Source organism: Orientia tsutsugamushi str. Boryong (genome assembly GCF_000063545.1).
Taxonomy (GTDB): domain Bacteria; phylum Pseudomonadota; class Alphaproteobacteria; order Rickettsiales; family Rickettsiaceae; genus Orientia; species Orientia tsutsugamushi_C.
The window spans coordinates 1193443-1212335 of sequence record NC_009488.1; the positions used below are offsets into that span (position 1 = coordinate 1193443).

An 18893-nucleotide genomic window follows, 5' to 3' on the forward strand; every position below is an offset into this window, starting at 1 on the left:
AGGATATTATTTTAATGGATTACTTGAGTTGCAAATTTGTAAGATTAAGACGTAATCGACAATATGAATGGCTAAGAGATTTAGTTGCAGAGACAAGCATTTTGTCTTCAGATTTAATTTTGCCGATTTTTATTACTGATGGTATGAATAAAGAAATAATAATTAACACTATGCCTAGCGTTAAAATTGTTTCACCTGATTTAGCTTTGCAGAAAGTTGAGGAAGCTATTGATTATGGTATAAGAGCTGTTGCATTGTTTCCTAGTATTTCTGCAGCACAAAAAAGCAATGATGCAGCAGAAGCTTGTAATGCTAATAACCTTATTTGTCAAACTATTAGATTATTAAAAAGTAATAATAGGTTTAGAAAAGTAGGAATTATTGCTGATGTTGCACTGGATCCTTATACTATACATGGCCATGACGGATTACTAACTGATGATTGTTTAGATATAGATAATGATAGGACTTTAGCAGTGCTATGCAAGCAATCACTAAAGTTAGCTGATGCTGGAGCTGATATAATTGCCCCATCCGATATGATGGATGGTAGGGTTAAGGCAATACGAGGATCCTTAAATAGCAAAGGGTATTGTAATACTATTATTTTATCTTATGCAGTTAAATATGCATCAAATTTTTATGGACCATTTCGTAATGTAGTAGGAGCAAAATTATCTTCTGGACCATCCTCAAAAAAAACTTATCAAATGGATTATCGTAATACTAGAGAAGCATTAAAAGCAGTAGAAATTAATATTCAAGAAGGAGCAGATATGGTAGTAGTTAAGCCTGCTATGACATATTTAGATATAATTTCTAATGTTAAAAATAATTTTAATATTCCAGTTTTTGCTTATCAAACTAGCGGTGAATATTCTATGATAAAGTATGCAGCTCTTAATGATTGCATGGACTTTGATCAAGCAATATTAGAATCAATTCAATGTATTAAAAGAGCAGGCGCAACAGCAATTTTTACTTATGCTGCGATTAAACTAGCAAGGTTTCTAGCAGCTAATCATTAGATATGATTTAGGTATAGATGATTTTTGCAAGTATTTTGAAAAAGGAATAAAAAAAATGTATGCTTCAAATCCTAAATACAAAGGTAAAATGAGTTGTAATCTGAGCTTATCGGAAATTATAACTAAACTACTATAAAACAGTTATAATAGTTTGGCTATCACCATGGTCTAGATATACTTTTCAAAAAGTATATAATATAACTGTTTTATAGTAGTTTAGCTATATCATACTTACTCTTTGTGTATGTTGATAAGCTTTTTTACCATAGCGCCTGCTACCTCCATAGTTACAGTATGCAGTATCTTCTATTCCAGACTCATCAATAAGTGCTATCTTGTCTTTTGGTATTATCTTAATTGTTTTTGTGAATTCATTTCTTAACATATTGTTACTTTTGAATAATAAAAACTTTTTTATAGCTATATCGAAAGTTCTTGATCGTTCTTAGTATTATGCTACTTGCAATCTTTCTGATATAAACTTGCTAATTCTTTGCTAGTTTTATCAGTATTATTTTTAAGCATTTTTTATTAAAGGTATTAGGTTAGTTATTCTATGACTATATCATTTTGAGTTATGCTACATCTTTTTTCTATATATTTTCTATCTTTCATTAAAAGCATATTGATATAAATTCATATTTTGTCTTGAAAGATTAATATAAATTAAGTATTATGCGATATTATACATTTAATAAGGAAATAAGCTTATGAAAGCAAAGAAAAAAAAGCATAATAAAGTTGTTAATCTTAAAAATAAAACTGAAAAAACAGCAAATAACAGTGCTGCTGAACAGCAAATAATGGAAATAAATGCTGCATTTTCCGATAAAATTAAGAAATCTCTATATAAAGGTGCTGTATTAGAATCAATCTTCGCTTGCGCATTAAAAACTGAAGATATCGAAACTTTAAAAATTATAGAATCGCAAAATATTAAAATAAATACAGAATGTATTACTGAATTATTTGTGGGCTTTATTACAGAATTCAGTAAGTATAAATTTGCTATACAATGGCTACAAGAACAATTTTCATCAATAATAGATGATTTAGTTACTGAAACCCCAAAAATTATAAAGTGTATGATAATAGATAGTTGCGAAAATAGAGATGATGAACTCATTTCCTTCATTATAAAAAATTACAGTAACAAAATAGATATTGATGAGGCTTTTGATAGCCTTGTTACATTAAATTTTGGACGTGGTATAACTCTGTTATTAAATAACTGTAAAGTAACACAAGAGTCTATACAAAAAGCTATAAAAACAGCTCAAACATTAGGCAATATTGCAGCTGAAAAGATATTAAATCCTAATATTAAACTAAAAAAACCACCACGCAAAAAAAAAAGTGAAATACAATATTCTAATTTCAAAGAAGCTGAAATAAAAGATAAATTCAAACATTGTACTTCTTGCCCTAATGATTACGAGATATTTTTAACTAAATTTTTTAAGATTGTTCACTCTTGTAATAAAAATGATATTAATAAATTCATTAGCGATTGCGAAATATGCCTACAATCCAGTAATGAGGATAATGAAAAAAATTATGTTATAGATTTCCTTATACAGGTTCAAAATTATTTTATATTACCTGCTCACAAAACAGAAAGCCTTACTAAAGTTATATTGCCTTATTTTGAAGCAAAAGAAGATTGGTATAACATTGCAGTATTCCATATAAACAGATGCATTGAGAACAAGATATTTCATTTCGAAAAAGCTATTGATGCTGTTTTTAAAATTAACAAAACCTCTGAAAGAGATAAGTATGCTTTTGTATCAACGGTATTGAAATATAATATACTAAATGATGCAGTAAATTGGGCTAGATATTTAAAATTTTCAGATAAACTACAAAAATTTTCTACAGGTGTATATAATACACTGAATACAGCTATTTTATATAAAAAAATTTCAACTTTTATATTGAAAGGTGATAAAAACAATGCTGAAAAATATATAGAAAAATTACACGAATCGCTCCCAAAAGAAATTATACACTTAGAATACAGATTGAAATTTGATAGTAATTTTGATTACAGTAATGAAGTACAACGTGTATATAATATAAAGGCTAAAATTGACCAACAAAAATTAATGATTGCAGGTAGAATTTTATCAGAACCATTTCTAAGGGTTCTGATAAAATTTTGGCAACATTTTGATACCTGTAATAATGATCAGCAATGTAATAACATTCAACAAATTTACGATGATTTAGCAAAATATCGCTCATTATCAAGTGCGCAAGATGATATAATAAATCTTCTTAATAACTCTTCTATAAAAAACAAACCTGCATCAGATGTGATAGTTACAAATGATCTTAAAAAAGATGACATAGCTGATAAACGTAAAAATAATCAAGGCGTATCACTGAAAAAAGAATCATTAAATGACTATGCTACTACATCTTCTCATAAGAAGAATCAAGTAACTACCAAAAATGAGTTGGAGCAAAATGTAGAGACAAAATCAGGAGATGCAGTAGATTTTTTAGATAATGTGAACACAGATGAAGTAAGTGAAGTAGATGAAAATATAGATAATTCATGTGTAAATAATACTGTATTTGATGAACAGTATACACCAGATGAGTTTTATACAAAATTAATGCAAGTATATACAAATCACAATACTTTGTTTACAAATCATGATAAGCATCAGCACATTCATTGCCATACTAAAAAACATACTTATTGTACCTTTGATCCAGATGTAAAGAAGTGTACATGGAATGGAAAGACATATTATTGCGCTATCTCTAAAGACCTCAAATTAGATTCTGTAAAACAGATGTATTATCGTAATGCTTTAGAAAAAGAATTTGTTTCATCGAATATCAACCAATCTGGTATAAAATGCTTGCCTAATAAGATGTTTGAATTAAAGGTTTGCAAAGAAGATTTTAGATTATTAGCTTGTAATACATACGTAGACAATAAAGGAAATTATTTTATTATTTTTAATAAAGAAACTAATCATACAGGAATATCAAATATTATTAGTAACTCAACTCTTAGCAATAATCCAATTTTGACAGAATCATGTAAAGACTGTAATGACGAAGCTGATAGTACTACAGTAAATACTGATATTACCCCATGTGTAATAGGACAAATGCTTAATCAAACTGAATATTATAATGATTGTTAATCATGCAACAAAAAAGTACACAAAATTAAATTTATTGTAACAAGTTTTCCAAGAGTTGGGAGATTTATATTAACTATAGTTCGATATAAGAGCTACATTAAAAATAGCTAAGATAAGGATTACAGACTTCTTTTTAAACAGCAAGTATATGCCATCGTGGTTGATTTAAGGATCTATCACATGGTATATAATATCTCTACGCTTATGCTATTACATTACTGTAATTTACACAATGCTAAATACCTAGTTTATCTATGCTTCATAGCACATACTAATTCTTTCAAGAGAATTCCTGTTTTTGTTAGTTCTTCTATAATTAGAATGTAATATTCTGGTGTATTAAGCTAGCATAAATAAATTTCTCCAAATCACCATCTAATACACGTTTTGTATCAGAAGTTTCAACGTTAGTACGTAGATCCTTAACTAGTTGATATGGCTGCAGAATATAAGATCTGATGTGATATCCCCAACTATTATCTGTTTTAGCAGCATTATGGTTATTAATGATTTCATTTTGTTTTTTTTGTTCTAGCTCATAAATTTTAGCTTTTAACATCCTCATAGCTTCAGCTTTATTTTTGTGTTGAGATCGATCATTTTGGCATTGTACAACAATTTTAGTAGGAAAGTGAGTGATGCGTATCGCTGAATCAGTCGTATTAACATGTTGTCCTCCTGCTCCAGAAGCTCTATAAGTATCGATTCTAATATCTTTATCCTCAATAACTACTTGAATATTATCATTAATCACCGGGTATACCCACGCACTAGCAAAACTGGTCATTCTTTTACCAAGAGCATTAAAAGGAGAATTTCTAACAAGACGATGTACTCCTGATTCTGTTTTAAACCATCCGTAAGCATTATGTCCACAGATTTTAACTGATGCTGATTTAACACCTGCTTCCTCACCATCTAATAAATAAACAACCTCTGTTTTAAAATTCATGCTTTCAGCAAATCTTAGGTACATTCTTAACATCATTGAAGCCCAGTCGTTACTTTCAGTACCTCCAGCTCCAGCATTAATATCAAGAAAACAATCATTAACATCAACATCACTAGTAAATAAGCACTCGACCTGTAGCTTTTTAGCTTCTTCCTGTAGTTTCTTCCATTCTTGTTCTATATTATGAATAAACTCAATATCATTTTCTTTGATAGCAATGTTACTTAATTCAACATAATCATCAAATGCCGAAGCAATTTTATTATATGTAGCTAACTTATTCTCTATAGTTTTTTTTTCCTTTAAGACTAAAGATGCATGTTGATAATTATTCCATAATGAATGGTCCTCTACATCATGTTCTAACTTAGCTAGTTGAGACTTTAAGCTTTCTGGATCAAAGTGACCTCCTAATTAACTCTAGAATTTTGTTGGTTTCTTTTATGTAATCTTTAAGTTCTATTCGCATTTATATAATTGTAATATATTTCAAGCAATTATATTAAGAAGTAGAATGGAATTAAAGATTTTTTTATTATATGGTATGAATGTATATTGATATTATAGCTATAGTGGTTAAAATCACTTGAAATAAATAATAATTAAGATCACTAAAAAAATGCAACAGCAATCTAATATTAGAAATTTTGCAATTATTGCTCATATTGATCATGGCAAATCTACTTTAGCTGATAGATTAATAGAATACTGTAATGCTTTGGAAGCAAGAGAAATGTGTCAGCAAGTACTTGATTCAATGGACATAGAAAAAGAAAGAGGTATTACTATTAAAGCTCAAACTGTAAGGCTAGTTTATAAGGCTGATGATGGTTGTGTATATCATCTTAATTTAATGGATACACCTGGGCATGTGGATTTTGCATATGAGGTTAGTAGGTCTTTGGCAGCTTGTGAGAGTTCATTGTTAGTAGTAGATGCTAGCCAAGGAGTTGAAGCACAAACTTTAGCTAATTTATATCAAGCAGTAGACAATAATCATAAAATTTTGATTGTTCTTAATAAAATTGATTTACCAGCAGCAAATCCTCAACAAGTTCAGCAACAAATTGAAGATGTTATTGGTATTGATGCAAGTGATGCTTTAATGATTTCTGCTAAAATTGGTTTAGGTATCAAGGATGTTTTGCAAGCAATAGTAACTAAATTACCATCACCTAATGGTGATTCTCAATCTCAACTGAAGGCATTATTAATTGATAGCTGGTATGACTCTTATCTTGGAGTTGTTATACTAGTTAGGGTAGTAGATGGGAAAATTGAAAAGGGTATGCGAATTAGAATGTGTTCTAATAATGCAGTTTATACAGTTGAGAATGTTGGCTTTTTTTCTCCTAAAAAACAAATTTCAGGTGTACTATATACTGGTGAAATAGGGTTTGTTACTGCAGCAATTAAACAGGTTGCTGATTGCAGAGTTGGTGATACAATAACTGATGATAAAAAGCCATGCGCTCAAATATTACCAGGGTTTAAACCTAATTTGCCAGTTGTTTTTTGTGGATTATACCCTTCTGATGCTTCACAATTTAACCATTTAAAAGATTCCTTGCAAAAATTAAGATTAAATGACGCTAGCTTTGAATTTGAACAGGAAAGCTCTGGCGCTCTTGGATTTGGATTTCGTTGCGGCTTTTTAGGATTGCTACATCTAGAAATTATTCAAGAACGTTTAGAGCGTGAATTTGATCTTGATATGATTACTACTGCACCAAGTGTTATGTATAAAGTATACTTAAATACTGGAAAAGTGATTGATGTGCATAATCCAGCAGATTTACCTGAAATGCAAAAGATTAAAAGCATGAGTGAGCCATGGGTTGAAGCAACTATTTTTATACCTGATCAATATTTGGGAGCTATTCTTGGTTTATGCACTGAAAAACGTGGAGTGCAAGTAGATCTAACTTATGTAAATGGCAGAGCTAAACTAGTATATCTGTTGCCTCTAAATGAAATAGTATTTGATTTTTATGACAAACTAAAATCTTACTCTAAGGGATATGCAAGTTTTGATTGGCAGATAGATAGCTATAAACAAAGCGACTTAATCAAGCTTAGTATATTAGTTAATGGAAATCCTGTTGATGCTTTATCAACAATTGTACACCGTTCAAAAGCAGAATTTAGAGGACGAGAATTATGCAAAAGGCTTAAAGATTTAATTCCAGCTCATTTATTTCAAATTGCAATTCAAGCAGCTATTGGTAGCAGAATAATTGCGCGAGAAACTATTAGGGCTTTAAGAAAAGACGTATTGGCGAAGTGCTATGGTGGCGACATTACTAGAAAACGAAAATTACTTGAAAAGCAAAAAGCTGGGAAAAAACGCATGAGAAACATTGGTAACGTTGAAATACCTCAATCAGCGTTTATTGCTGCATTGAAGATTACTAATAAAGATTAAGAATAGTAAAGATGAAATAAACGAAGAGATAGTATGCCATTAGATCAGTTTAATTTGAGCTAAGAAGAACTACTAACCTATGAACAAGAGTTAAAGCGTATATGAGATAATAAAGCAGTTGAAGATTATAAACTCGAACGTGCTAAAGCTGAATTCATAAAGTTTGGTGAGGTTAAAGGTAAAGCTAAAGCAAAAAAAGATTTTACAATAAAATTATTGAAATCTAAATTCTAAGTTGAGATGATTGCTGAATATACGGATTTATCAATACAAGAAGTATTAAATCTGAAAAATAGTGCAAAATAATAATGAATATACAACATATAAAATTTTCCACTTTGATGTGTTGTGTGCTATTGCTATTAAATCATATAGATGCTTTATATTACACTATAAGTTCTAAATTATACTCAACATTGAGAAGGCCATGCTTTAATACTCCAATGTTCTTAACATATCTTCAATGTTTAGACTACTGTGTTATTATAAGCATCTCTTAGTAGCTAAAGGTTTATTGCTAGCTCCATTAGGATATCCAAGGCTTTTAGGCAAAAAAGTTGGCAAATAATGAATCATCTCTTTAAGCAAAATGCTATACAAGAGCTGGTTAAATATAATAAATGCTTACTTTCTGTAACTATATTAGACCTCTTTCGAAACTGGTTAAGGTAGTTCAAAATTATAAATGCCAGAGATCAAATTAACTCTAAGACCGAATCTTTTACGTCTATTTCGATATTTATCAGCAATAATTTTGAACTACCTTAACCAGTTTCGAAAGAGGTCTATTACTGTCTGCAGCTAATATAATTGCGATAATGGTTGCGATTACAAAAGAAGAAAAGTGGTTATTAATTCCAGCGATAGAGCCTGATCGTAAAATGAGTGTTTCATCGAAAAATTACCATGAGACTTATTTAAAAGAATTGGTAATTTAGAGTTTTTATCAACACGTCTTCTATAACATATAATACAAGTCTTTTTTCGAGTTTTTTGCTTCAACTTTCTCAAGATTATTAACGCCAGATTAGGATAAGGGAAAGCATGAAAACCATAATGCAAAAGGCCTACAAGAGATAATACGCAATTATAATTATGCAATATTTAAATATAATTCTAATTAATAACAGTTTATTTATTGATCATATTTCTACAAGTATTAGTTCATAATACTATACTTAATAACCTTAACATTGACCCATTGTAACACTTGTATATTATCTCTTCCTAACTGTTTCTCATTCTAAATTTGCATTTGCAGATATGAAAGCAATAAATAAATGGCTATTAATTAAAACTATATTAGACCTTATAAATGCCAGAGATCAAATTAAAACTATGTGAGTAGACCTAACCAATTGCTCAATTAGGCCCCTCATCAGAACCGGACTTGCAGAATTACCGCATCCGGCTCTCAAAAATAAGATAAGCATTATGCCTTATTTGTTGTCTAGAACATTGAGACAATCTTTCCAATTTTAGGAAAATTTACTCTTTTAAGTATCTCGGTTAGTCTTTTCCAATTCATCTTACGTTTTCCTCCCATTTTATTGAACCAGTTATATATTGCACGTGTACTTTGGTTGATAAATGAACTTACTCGTCTTTTATTATCAGATATACCATGATAGTTGATCCATTCACCTAATAACTCTAATGACTTGTGATAATGTTTGTGTTTTATCTTGCTTGTTTAGCTGACTACGCAAATATTTTCTCAGTCCTTTCAGTTTCTCAGTAAAACGATCTCTCCTTGAGGTATATTTTAGTCTCCATGTTATGCCAAATCTTGATTTTCTCCAATAGCAAGTAAATCCAAGAAAATTATAACTTGAGATCTTCTTGTCTTGTTTGGCTAAATTTGCAGCATGGTCTCTACCAGATTTAATCATTTGTGATTTAGCTTCATTGATATTTAGCCCATACTTATTTAACCTTTTAGGCAAAACATCATAAAACCTTTTCGCATCTGTTTCCTTTTCAAAGACAAATACCATATCGTCGCAGTACCTCACCATTCCTGTTTGTCCCATTAAGTTTTCTTTGCTGATTTTTGCAAACCAGCTATCTATAACATAATGCAGAAAGACATTTGCCAGAATTGGTGAAACTATTGATCCTTGACGACAACCTTCTTTGTTAGTAACTATAGTACCATTTTCTATGATTGGTGTTTCAATCAGTTTCATAACTAGTCTTAGAAATTCCATCAACTCACAATGCTTGATTGTATTGAAACACTTTGTTATATCAATCTCTACTATAGCCCCTTTATTGAAGTTATACGTAAGTCTATTTAACTCCCTTAAAGCGTCGTGTGCATTTAATTTAGGTCGAAATCCATATGAATACTTTAAGAATATTTGCTCAAACACAGAGTTTAGTATCTTGCTTACTGTAGACTCGATTATCTTATCTTCAAAACATGATATTACCAAATGTCTTTTGCCTCCATCTTCTTTTGGAATTTCTGTTATTCGTGCAGGTTTAGCCTGATATTTCCCATTGCAAATTCTAGTAAGAAGCGAGAGCAGATTTGCTTTCAACTTCTTACCATAATCCTCTTTGGTTATACCATCTATTCCTATCGCTTTCTTGCTATCGAGTTCCTTATATTGTTCTTCTAATATCTTTAAATCAATGATATGTCCAAGATTATTAAACTTTATGTCTTGATTTAGATTATTAAACTTTATGTCTTGATTTTTCGATGATAGCAACTTTATACGCTCAAGTTTCGTTAACCATGTATTTCTGTCTATGCTGTGTACAGCCATTGTTTCCCTCTTGCATTCTTACTTTTCTGCTAACCCTTTGCTCCACCCACATTACTAGGTTTCATCACTACTATGGCTAACTCAGCCATCCTTACACCATCTCCAAAGCCTTATGTTTCACCACTTGTACTTTGAATACTTACTTAATTACGTAAGAGTTATAAGGACTTCTCAAGTTGTGTCATTAATCTTTACAAACTCGCTGACGCCTGCGACCCCGGTGGTTGAAAATTTTTGGGTTTTTTTTTACTAGTTTGACCTCCAATCTTCTTTTGCCTACTATGTAGTCTAACATATCGGCTTCCACTACATCTCACTTTCAGGGCTATCACGTTCACCATTTGGTTTCGGCTCGAATGTTTCACTGTCTACGCTTTACTACTGTAGTTACCTTCAGCAGCACAAGACTCGCTATATGGTGGATCTAGCTTCTCCTTCCATAACTGGACTTTCACCAGTAAGATTAATTCACCTTTTCTTGACGCACGGACTATTGCTCTAATTCAAGAAAGTAGTAACAGCAATAATAGACTTCTTTCGAAACTATACAATGATGTAAAATGGTGTTATAAAAATCTGATTTGAAGTAATAATGAAATTAGATCAGATTAAAGAGTTAAAGGATGAAAAATTTCGTCGATTAACAGTAGTAAGGAAGGGAACATTCTCAAAGATGGTGGATATTTTGAGGAAAGCTGATGGTGTTAAGAAATCAAAAGGAGGGCGTAAAAATAAGCTCAATTTGGAGGAACAGTTATTGATGGCCTTAGAATACCTTAGAGAATACCGTACTTATTTTCATATAGGTCAGAACTATGGGATTAGTGAAAGTTCAGCATATAAAGCTGTAAAATGGGTAGAAGACACCTTAGTTAAACACCCAAACTTTGCTCTTCCAGGTCGTAAAGCTCTAATGAATAGCGATATGAATTATGAAGTAGTCTTGATTGATGCTACTGAGAGTCCAATAGAAAGACCCAAAAAAAACAAAAATTCTATTATTCAGGAAAGAAGAAAAGGCATACACTAAAGACTCAAATAGTGGTAGACAAGAAAACACACCAAGTAATATGTACAGATTTTTCTAACGGTAAAAAACATGACTTTAGATTATTTAAGGAATCCAAAATTCTTATCCATCCTAAGATTAAAGCGATTACTGATATAGGATATCAAGGTATACAAAAAATTCACAATAATTCTGCATTACCAAAGAAAAAAAGCAAGAAAAATCCTTTAACTAAAAATGATAAAAAGAATAATCGTAGGTTAGCAGGAAAAAGAGTTGTCAATGAAAACGTTATTGCTATGCTAAAACGGTTCAAAATTATTGCTGACAAATATCGAAATAGACGTAAAAGATTCGGTCTTAGATTTAATTTGATCTCTGGCATTTATAATTTTGATCTACCTTAACCAGTTTCGAAAGAGGTCTAATTTTTGTTTTTTTTATGTCTTTCTATAGGAGTCTCAGTAGCATCAATCAAGACTACTTCATAATTCATATCACTCGTCATTAGAGCTTTACGACCTGGAAAGAGCAAAATTTGGGTGTTTAACTAGGGGGTCTTCTACCCATTTTACAGCTTTATAACGCCAGTTTAGGATAAGAAAAAGCAGGGAAAGCATAATGTAAAAGGTCTACGAGAGATAATGCACAATTAAATTATGTAATATATTAAACTATAATTTCAATTAATAACAGTTTATTTATTGCTCATATTTCTACAAGTATTAGTTCATAATACTATACTTAATAACCTGAACATTGACCATTGTAATACTTGTATATATATCTCTTTCTAACTGTTTCTTATTCTAAATTTGCATGTGCAAACATGCGAGCAATAAATAAATGGCTATTAATTAAAACTATATTTAATATATCACATAATTATAATTGCACATTATCTCTTGTAGACCTTTTGTATTATGACTTCCCTGCTTTCTCTTATCCTAAACTGACGTTTATATGCTCAACTTTCACTAATCCCATAGTTCTGACCTATATGGAAATAAGTACGGTATTCTCTAAGGTATTCTAAGGCCATCAGCAACTGTTCCTCCAAATTAAGCTTATTTTTACGCCCACCTTTTGATTTCTTAAGACCATCATCTTTCCTCAAAATATCCACCATCTTTGAAAATGTTCCCTTCCTTACTCCTGTTAATCGACGAAATTTTTCATCACCTAACTCTTTAATCTGATCTAATTTCATTATTACTTCAAATAACATATTTATAACACCATTCTACATCATTGTCTACTTTCGAAAGAAGTCTATTATAGTTAAAAAACAGAAACAGGGCTCCAACAAAAATCTCCATTGATAAACTAAAAGAAGGTATGAGTCAATTGATGCATATCAGTATGGAAGAGCTGAACGACTAGGAGTAAGTAAGTCTGGTATACAAAAGAATTAAAGAGATTAAATATTACATAATAAAAAAAGCTATCAAACGCCAGATTAGGATAAGGGAAAGTATGAAAAGCATAATGAAAAAGGGCTGCAAGAGATAATATACAATTATAATTGCGCAATATATTTTAATATAATTTCAATTAATAAAGGTTTATTTATTGCTCATATTTCTACAAGTATTAGTTCATAATACTATACTTAATAACCTGAACATTGACCATTATAACACTTGTATATTATCTCTTTCTAACTGTTTCTTATTCTAAATTTGCATATAAAATATCCAAATACAAAAAAAGCAAAGAGATTAGAATTCCAGAATAAGATAAAAAGGTATAAAGATAAAGGAAAAGTTATTGTCTTTACAAATGAGAGCAGTTTTGTTAATAATACACCTAGAACTCACGGATATGCAAAGGCATAAGATGTTACTGCGTTTATGGTTAGCATCCATAAAAGAAAATTAATATTATAGGAGCATTAGTAGATAAATTTCTGCTCTAGCTGTTAGATAGAACAGTATTTAATTCCAACATTAACTAATAATTCTGTGGTTGTGATAGATAATGCAAGTTTTTATAAAAGTCAGCATTTTAAAAACTATAATAGAAAAAGATGGACATATTAGAGTAGACCTCTTTCGAAACTGGTTAAGGTAGTTCAAAATTATAAATGCCAGAGATCAAATTAAATCTAAGACCGAATCTTTTACGTCTATTTCGATATTTGTCAGCAATAATTTTGAACCGTTTTAGCATACCAATAAAGTTTTCATTGACAACTCTTTCTCCTGCTAACCTACGATTATTCTTTTTATCATTTTTAGTTAAAGGATTTTTTCTTGCTTTTTTTCTTTGGTAATGCAGAATTATTGTGAATTTTTTGTATACCTTGATATCCTGTATCAGTAATCGCTTTAATCTTAGGATGGATAAGAATTTTGGATTCCTTAAATAATCTAAAGTTATGTTTTTTACCGTTAGAAAAATCTGTACATATTACTTGGTGTGTTTTCTTGTCTACCACTATTTGAGTCTTTAGTGTATGCCTTTTCTTCTTTCCTGAATAATAGAATTTTTGTTTTTTTTGGGTCTTTCTATTGGACTCTCAGTAGCATCAATCAAGACTACTTCATAATTCATATCGCTATTCATTAGAGCTTTACGACCTGGAAGAGCAAAGTTTGGGTGTTTAACTAAGGTGTCTTCTACCCATTTTACAGCTTTATATGCTGAACTTTCACTAATCCCATAGTTCTGACCTATATGAAAATAAGTACGGTATTCTCTAAGGTATTCTAAGGCCATCAATAACTGTTCCTCCAAATTGAGCTTATTTTTACGCCCTCCTTTTGATTTCTTAACACCATCAGCTTTCCTCAAAATATCCACCATCTTTGAGAATGTTCCCTTCCTTACTACTGTTAATCGACGAAATTTTTCATCCTTTAACTCTTTAATCTGATCTAATTTCATTATTACTTCAAATCAGATTTTTATAACACCATTTTACATCATTGTATAGTTTCGAAAGAAGTCTAGTATTTACCGCCTTATTTTCCTGATTTAAATCTTATTGAGGAAAAATAGTTTCAAGCTAAATCAAGAATAATGAAGTATCACTGTAACTTAGACCAGCTTTTCAAAAAGTATATAATATAACTGTTTTATAATGGTTTAGCTATATATGCTTCATGACGTATGCAAAATTTTTGCCAAATTGATTTCCACCCCTTATCATGACTAATGGATTCAAACTTAATTACTTTTGCAAAGTTTACGTGTTGTACAAACTTATCAGCAATAAATGTGGGTACTATCTTGTCTTTCATGCCAGATAAATGAAGCTGTGGTATGTACTTAACTTGTTCAGCATAGTCAATAGGATTAAGAGAATCTGTCATGTGAGGATTATTATGAAAATTATTAAATGCAATATGATCAAGATTACCAGCTATAGTTGTAATTGTCCTGACATTAGGGTTAATTGCTGCAACTAATACTGCTAGTCCTCCACCACCAGAGTAACCAATAATATCACATGGTTGATTATTACTAATTTTTACAATAGCCTCATTGATAGCATCGACAATTTCTTTGGCAAATCTTTTGTTAGTCCAGTATTCTTTTACGCAATTTTGCTGCAGTGATAGAGGAGTATATTGGCAAGGCCTGGCTATATAAACCACATTTGGTCGCGGATCAATAGTAGCAAGCTCTATTACCAACGGAAGTAATGGTGTCGGATTATTAGATATACTGTCATTATAATATATCAAGCCATCACCTTCAATATAAAACACAAAGTTTGTATTTGGGTTTGTGATTTTATGAAAAACTGTAAGTAAGAACTTATTAGTTTTTATTATATCATGTTTCATTTCTGTATTTTGAACAACTTTGTTTGCCCTATTTACACGAGCATTATAGCTTGTATTGATATAACTCGATAATAATAAACTTATAAGTAAGTTTATTAACACTAACTCTAGATTTTTTTTTCGTGCCACAAATACAGAATAATTCATAATTATTTTTATTAATGCTTATTACGTTTATTACTAATAACTAGTATACTCAAAAGTTCATTTGAAATATTCTATAAGCTAAAATGGTAGATCATCATCATCTAGTGATTGACTTAAATTTGACTGTGTTTTGTTTTGAACAGACAGCGTATCACTTGGTGTTTTAGTATGAAGAGATGATGCATCACTAGAAGATTTTGAATCAAGCAAAATTAAACTCGCATTATAATTTTGTAATATTATTTCAGTGGTATATTTTTCTTGTCCAGATGAATCTTGCCATTTTCTAGTTTGTAAACTACCTTCAATAAGCACTTTACTACCTTTTTTAACATAATTTTTGATAATATTGACTATGCCATCATTAAATACTACTATACGATGCCACTCTGTTTTCTCCTTCTTTTCATTGCTATGCTTATCACGCCATGTTTCTGTTGTTGCTAAGCTAAATGCTGCTATCTCTTTACCGTCATTTGTTTTTCTAATTTCTGGATCATGACCAAGATTTCCTATTAATGTTACTCTATTTAAGCTGCCAGCCATTACACTTTTCTCCAATAAATTTATGAAAACAACGTTTAATATAAGTTAAAATTTTATATTATGCTAATATTTTTTGTTATGTTTATTTTGAAACATGTTTTAGTAAGTATGATATACACTGATTTATATGAATCATGACTTACGAAAAACAAGCTTATAACGCCAGATTAGGATAAGTGGAAATATGAAATTTAGAGAATAAAAGGTATACAAAGAGAGAATGTTGAGTTATAAAAAAAATTTAAATAAACAAGGAATAACCCAACATGAAAAAATGTATTATAACAGTATACTATTTAATAGACAATTTTTGCAAGATATATCACGAGTTGGAGAGAAAGAGGTTAATACCAAGTAGAGTAATCAAAGGAACAGAGATGGGAAGTTGTCCTTAGCTGAGTTATTAACAATAGACCTCTTTCGAAACTGGTTAAAGTAGTTCAAAATTATTGCTGACAAATATCGAAATAGACGTAAAAGATTCGGTCTGTGCGTCAAGAAAAGGTGAATTAATCTTACTGGTGAAAGTCCAGTTATGGAAGGAGAAGCTAGATCCACCATATAGCGAGTCTTGTGCTGCTGAAGGTAACGACAGTAGTAAAGCGTAGACAGTGAAACATTCGAGCCGAAACCAAATGGTGAACGTGATAGCCCTGAAAGTGAGATGTAGTGGAAGCCGATATGTTCTAGCACATAGTAGGCAAAAGAAGATTGGAGGTCAAACTAGTAAAAATCCAAAAATTTTCAACCACCGGGGTCGCAGGCGTCAGCGAGTTTGTAAAGATTAATGACACAACTTGAGAAGTCCTTATAACTCTTACGTAATTAAGTAAGTATTCAAAGTACAAGTGATGAAACATAAGGCTTTGGAGATGGTGTAAGGATGGCTGAGTTAGCCATAGTAGTGATGAAACCTAGTAATGTGGGTGGAGCAAAGGGTTAGCAGAAAAGTAAGAATGCAAGAGGGAAACAATGGCTGTACACAGCATAGACAGAAATACATGGTTAACGAAACTTGAGCGTATAAAGTTGCTATCATCGAAAAATCAAGACATAAAGTTTAATAATCTAAATCAAGACATAAAGTTTAATAATCTTGGACATATCATTGATTTAAAGATGTTAGAAGAACAATATAAGGAACTCGATAGCAAGAAAGCGATAGGAATAGATGGTATAACCAAAGCTGATTATGGTAAGAAGTTGAAAGCAAATCTGCTCTCGCTTCTTACTAGAATTCGCAAATGGCAATATCAAGCTAAACCTGCACGAATAACAGAAATTCCAAAAGAAGATGGAGGCAAAAGACCTTTGATAATATCATGTTTTGAAGATAAGATAATCGAGTCTACAGTAAGCAAGATATTAAACTCTGTGTTTGAGCCAATATTCTTAAAGTATTCCTATGGATTTCGACCTAAATTAAATGCACACGATGCTTTAAGGAAGTTAAATAGACTTACGTATAACTTCAATAAAGGGGCTATAGTAGAGATTGATATAACAAAGTGTTTCAATACAATCAAGCATTGTGAGTTGATGGAATTTCTAAGAAAGAGAATATCTGACAAGAAATTTCTAAGACTAGTTATGAAACTGATTGAAACACCAATCATAGAAAATGGTACTATAGTTACTAACAAAGAAGGTTGTCGTCAAGGATCAATAGTTTCACCAATCCTGGCAAATGTCTTTCTGCATTATGTTATAGATAGCTGGTTTGCAAAAATCAGCAAAGAAAACTTAATGGGACAAACAGGAATGGTGAGGTACTGCGACGATATGGTATTTGTCTTTGAAAAGGAAACAGATGCGAAAAGGTTTTATGATGTTTTGCCTAAAAGGTTAAATAAGTATGGGCTAAATATCAATGAAGCTAAATCACAAATGATTAAATCTGGTAGAGACCATGCTGCAAATTTAGCCAAACAAGACAAGAAGATCGCAAGTTATAATTTTCTTGGATTTACTTGCTATTGGGGCAAATCAAGATTTGGCACAACATGGAGACTAAAATATACCTCAAGGAGAGATCGTTTTACTGAGAAACTGAAAGGACTGAGAAAATATTTGCGTGGTCAGCTAAATACGCAAGACAAAACGCAGGCATTATCACAAGTCATTAGAGTTATTAGGTGAATGGATCAACTATCATGGTATATCTGATAATAAAAGACGAGTAAGTTCATTTATCAACCAAAGTAAACGGGCAATATATAACTGGTTTAATAGAATGGGAGGAAAACGTAAGATGAATTGGAAAAGACTAACCGAGATACTTAAAAGAGTAAATTTTCCTAAAATTGGAAAGATTGTCTCAATGTTCTAGACAACAAATAAGGCATAATGCTTATCTTATTTTTGAGAGCCGGATGCGGTAATTCTGCAACTCCGGTTCTGAGGAGGGGCCTAATTAAGCAATTGGTTAGGTCTACTCACACAACAACAAGATGTAAAGGAGTTAGGCCATGCACATTCTGCATATTGGGATCAGCATCGTGATCAAGTAGAAGCTGTACAATATCTAGGTTGTTAATAAAAGAATTTGCTGTACAATGTAATGGAGTTTGATCAACATTGTCTTTTACATTTGTATTAGCGCCATTCTTTACTAAAAACTTGATAATTGCATTTATATCGTCATTTACACTGTGGTTATTAGTCTCATGCTGTGTTAAAATCCCGACAGAATCTGCAATATTTTTACCATTATAATTACCACCATCCGGAATAATAGACATATGCAAAGCTGTATGTAAAGCAGTGTGTCCACTATTATTTTTTGCATTGATGTCAGCTCCATTGTTCAGCAAAATCTTAGCAATAGGTATATTCTTATATTTTAAAGCAACAGATAAAGCGGTAATACCGTCTTTATATTTTGAATTGATAAGTGTACTATCATTATTAATAAGATGCTTCACTTTTTCAGTATCACCATCTTTAATAGCACGATGTAAAGCATATCTATATTTAGCCTTAGATTCAGACATCATTTTACTCCTGAAATTATACTATCACTATTGTAATATAATCTTCAGTACAGCT

11 protein-coding genes and 6 pseudogenes are annotated in these 18893 nt (G+C 31.0%); 7 read left to right on the forward strand and 10 right to left on the reverse strand.

Going from position 1 to position 18893, the window contains the following annotated elements; all coding sequences use genetic code 11:
* Positions 1–14 precede the first annotated feature (14 nt).
* Entirely contained in the window at positions 15–1028 is a 1014-nt protein-coding gene (hemB, locus tag OTBS_RS05740) for a porphobilinogen synthase (RefSeq protein WP_011944824.1), read from the forward strand.
* 220 nt (positions 1029–1248) lie between these two features.
* Here hemB and OTBS_RS14235 read toward each other — a convergent pair whose 3' ends face one another.
* Positions 1249–1413, reverse strand: a complete 165-nt coding sequence (locus tag OTBS_RS14235; RefSeq protein WP_157866389.1) for a hypothetical protein — start codon at positions 1411–1413, stop codon at positions 1249–1251.
* A gap of 325 nt (positions 1414–1738) precedes the next feature.
* On the opposite strand from OTBS_RS14235, the gene OTBS_RS05745 reads away from it, so the two are divergent.
* Entirely contained in the window at positions 1739–4195 is a 2457-nt protein-coding gene (locus OTBS_RS05745) for a hypothetical protein (protein ID WP_011944825.1), read from the forward strand.
* 316 nt (positions 4196–4511) lie between these two features.
* Here OTBS_RS05745 and prfB read toward each other — a convergent pair.
* A protein-coding gene (gene prfB / locus OTBS_RS05750; protein ID WP_157866391.1) for a peptide chain release factor 2 occupies positions 4512–5616 on the reverse strand; the annotation gives its coding sequence in 2 pieces (ribosomal slippage) (positions 4512–5546 and positions 5548–5616; 1104 coding nt in all).
* 150 nt (positions 5617–5766) lie between these two features.
* Between prfB and lepA the strand changes: the two genes are divergently transcribed.
* Together lepA and OTBS_RS16535 are read left to right on the forward strand one after the other, a co-directional pair.
* Entirely contained in the window at positions 5767–7572 is a 1806-nt protein-coding gene (lepA, locus tag OTBS_RS05755) for a translation elongation factor 4 (RefSeq protein WP_011944826.1), read from the forward strand.
* Positions 7573–7611: 39 nt separating this feature from the next.
* Positions 7612–7878: pseudogene (locus tag OTBS_RS16535) on the forward strand (transposase); the annotation flags it as partial.
* A gap of 357 nt (positions 7879–8235) precedes the next feature.
* Here the strand turns inward: OTBS_RS16535 and OTBS_RS14240 are convergent.
* A pseudogene (locus OTBS_RS14240) lies at positions 8236–8331 on the reverse strand (IS5/IS1182 family transposase); the annotation flags it as partial.
* A gap of 29 nt (positions 8332–8360) precedes the next feature.
* Here OTBS_RS14240 and OTBS_RS17930 point away from each other — a divergent pair.
* Positions 8361–8507, forward strand: a pseudogene (locus tag OTBS_RS17930) (conjugal transfer protein); the annotation flags it as partial.
* A gap of 705 nt (positions 8508–9212) precedes the next feature.
* Here OTBS_RS17930 and OTBS_RS05760 read toward each other — a convergent pair.
* On the reverse strand, positions 9213–10349 hold the full coding sequence (locus tag OTBS_RS05760) for a reverse transcriptase domain-containing protein (RefSeq protein WP_050897503.1): 1137 nt from the start codon (positions 10347–10349) through the stop codon (positions 9213–9215).
* 592 nt (positions 10350–10941) lie between these two features.
* On the opposite strand from OTBS_RS05760, the gene OTBS_RS12365 reads away from it, so the two are divergent.
* A protein-coding gene (locus OTBS_RS12365; protein ID WP_157866279.1) for an IS5 family transposase occupies positions 10942–11765 on the forward strand; the annotation gives its coding sequence in 2 pieces (ribosomal slippage) (positions 10942–11329 and positions 11329–11765; 825 coding nt in all).
* A gap of 23 nt (positions 11766–11788) precedes the next feature.
* Here OTBS_RS12365 and OTBS_RS14245 read toward each other — a convergent pair.
* The 5 genes and pseudogenes from OTBS_RS14245 to ssb form a co-directional block, all read right to left on the reverse strand.
* Positions 11789–11942: pseudogene (locus OTBS_RS14245) on the reverse strand (IS5/IS1182 family transposase); the annotation flags it as partial.
* Between the two features lie 386 nt (positions 11943–12328).
* Positions 12329–12568, reverse strand: a pseudogene (locus tag OTBS_RS05775) (helix-turn-helix domain-containing protein); the annotation flags it as partial.
* A gap of 854 nt (positions 12569–13422) precedes the next feature.
* Positions 13423–14247: pseudogene (locus OTBS_RS12370) on the reverse strand (IS5-like element ISOt6 family transposase).
* Positions 14248–14438: 191 nt separating this feature from the next.
* Positions 14439–15281 carry an alpha/beta fold hydrolase gene (locus OTBS_RS05790; RefSeq protein WP_232488941.1) on the reverse strand — a complete coding sequence of 281 codons (843 nt, stop codon included), beginning with the start codon at positions 15279–15281 and terminating at the stop codon, positions 14439–14441.
* A gap of 96 nt (positions 15282–15377) precedes the next feature.
* A complete protein-coding gene (gene ssb / locus OTBS_RS05795; protein WP_011944828.1) occupies positions 15378–15845 on the reverse strand; it encodes a single-stranded DNA-binding protein in 468 nt (155 codons plus the stop codon).
* A 972-nt stretch (positions 15846–16817) separates the two neighbouring features.
* Between ssb and OTBS_RS05800 the strand changes: the two genes are divergently transcribed.
* The gene (locus OTBS_RS05800) at positions 16818–17984 is read left to right on the forward strand and encodes a reverse transcriptase domain-containing protein (protein WP_080571863.1); all 1167 of its coding nucleotides are present in this window, start codon (positions 16818–16820) and stop codon (positions 17982–17984) included.
* A gap of 296 nt (positions 17985–18280) precedes the next feature.
* On the opposite strand, the gene OTBS_RS12390 is transcribed toward OTBS_RS05800, so the two are convergent.
* Positions 18281–18838, reverse strand: coding sequence for an ankyrin repeat domain-containing protein (locus tag OTBS_RS12390; protein WP_011944830.1), 558 nt, complete (start codon positions 18836–18838; stop codon positions 18281–18283).
* Positions 18839–18893 lie beyond the last annotated feature (55 nt).

What these genes read in the sequence shown, in the direction of transcription:
- OTBS_RS05760 (WP_050897503.1), bottom strand. Translation starts at nt 10,349, where the DNA reads ATGGCTGTACACAGCATAGACAGAAATACATGGTTAACGAAACTTGAG.
- hemB (WP_011944824.1), top strand. Translation starts at nt 15, where the DNA reads ATGGATTACTTGAGTTGCAAATTTGTAAGATTAAGACGTAATCGACAA.
- OTBS_RS14235 (WP_157866389.1), bottom strand. Translation starts at nt 1,413, where the DNA reads ATGTTAAGAAATGAATTCACAAAAACAATTAAGATAATACCAAAAGAC.
- lepA (WP_011944826.1), top strand. Translation starts at nt 5,767, where the DNA reads ATGCAACAGCAATCTAATATTAGAAATTTTGCAATTATTGCTCATATT.
- OTBS_RS12390 (WP_011944830.1), bottom strand. Translation starts at nt 18,838, where the DNA reads ATGTCTGAATCTAAGGCTAAATATAGATATGCTTTACATCGTGCTATT.
- OTBS_RS05745 (WP_011944825.1), top strand. Translation starts at nt 1,739, where the DNA reads ATGAAAGCAAAGAAAAAAAAGCATAATAAAGTTGTTAATCTTAAAAAT.
- ssb (WP_011944828.1), bottom strand. Translation starts at nt 15,845, where the DNA reads ATGGCTGGCAGCTTAAATAGAGTAACATTAATAGGAAATCTTGGTCAT.
- OTBS_RS05800 (WP_080571863.1), top strand. Translation starts at nt 16,818, where the DNA reads ATGGCTGTACACAGCATAGACAGAAATACATGGTTAACGAAACTTGAG.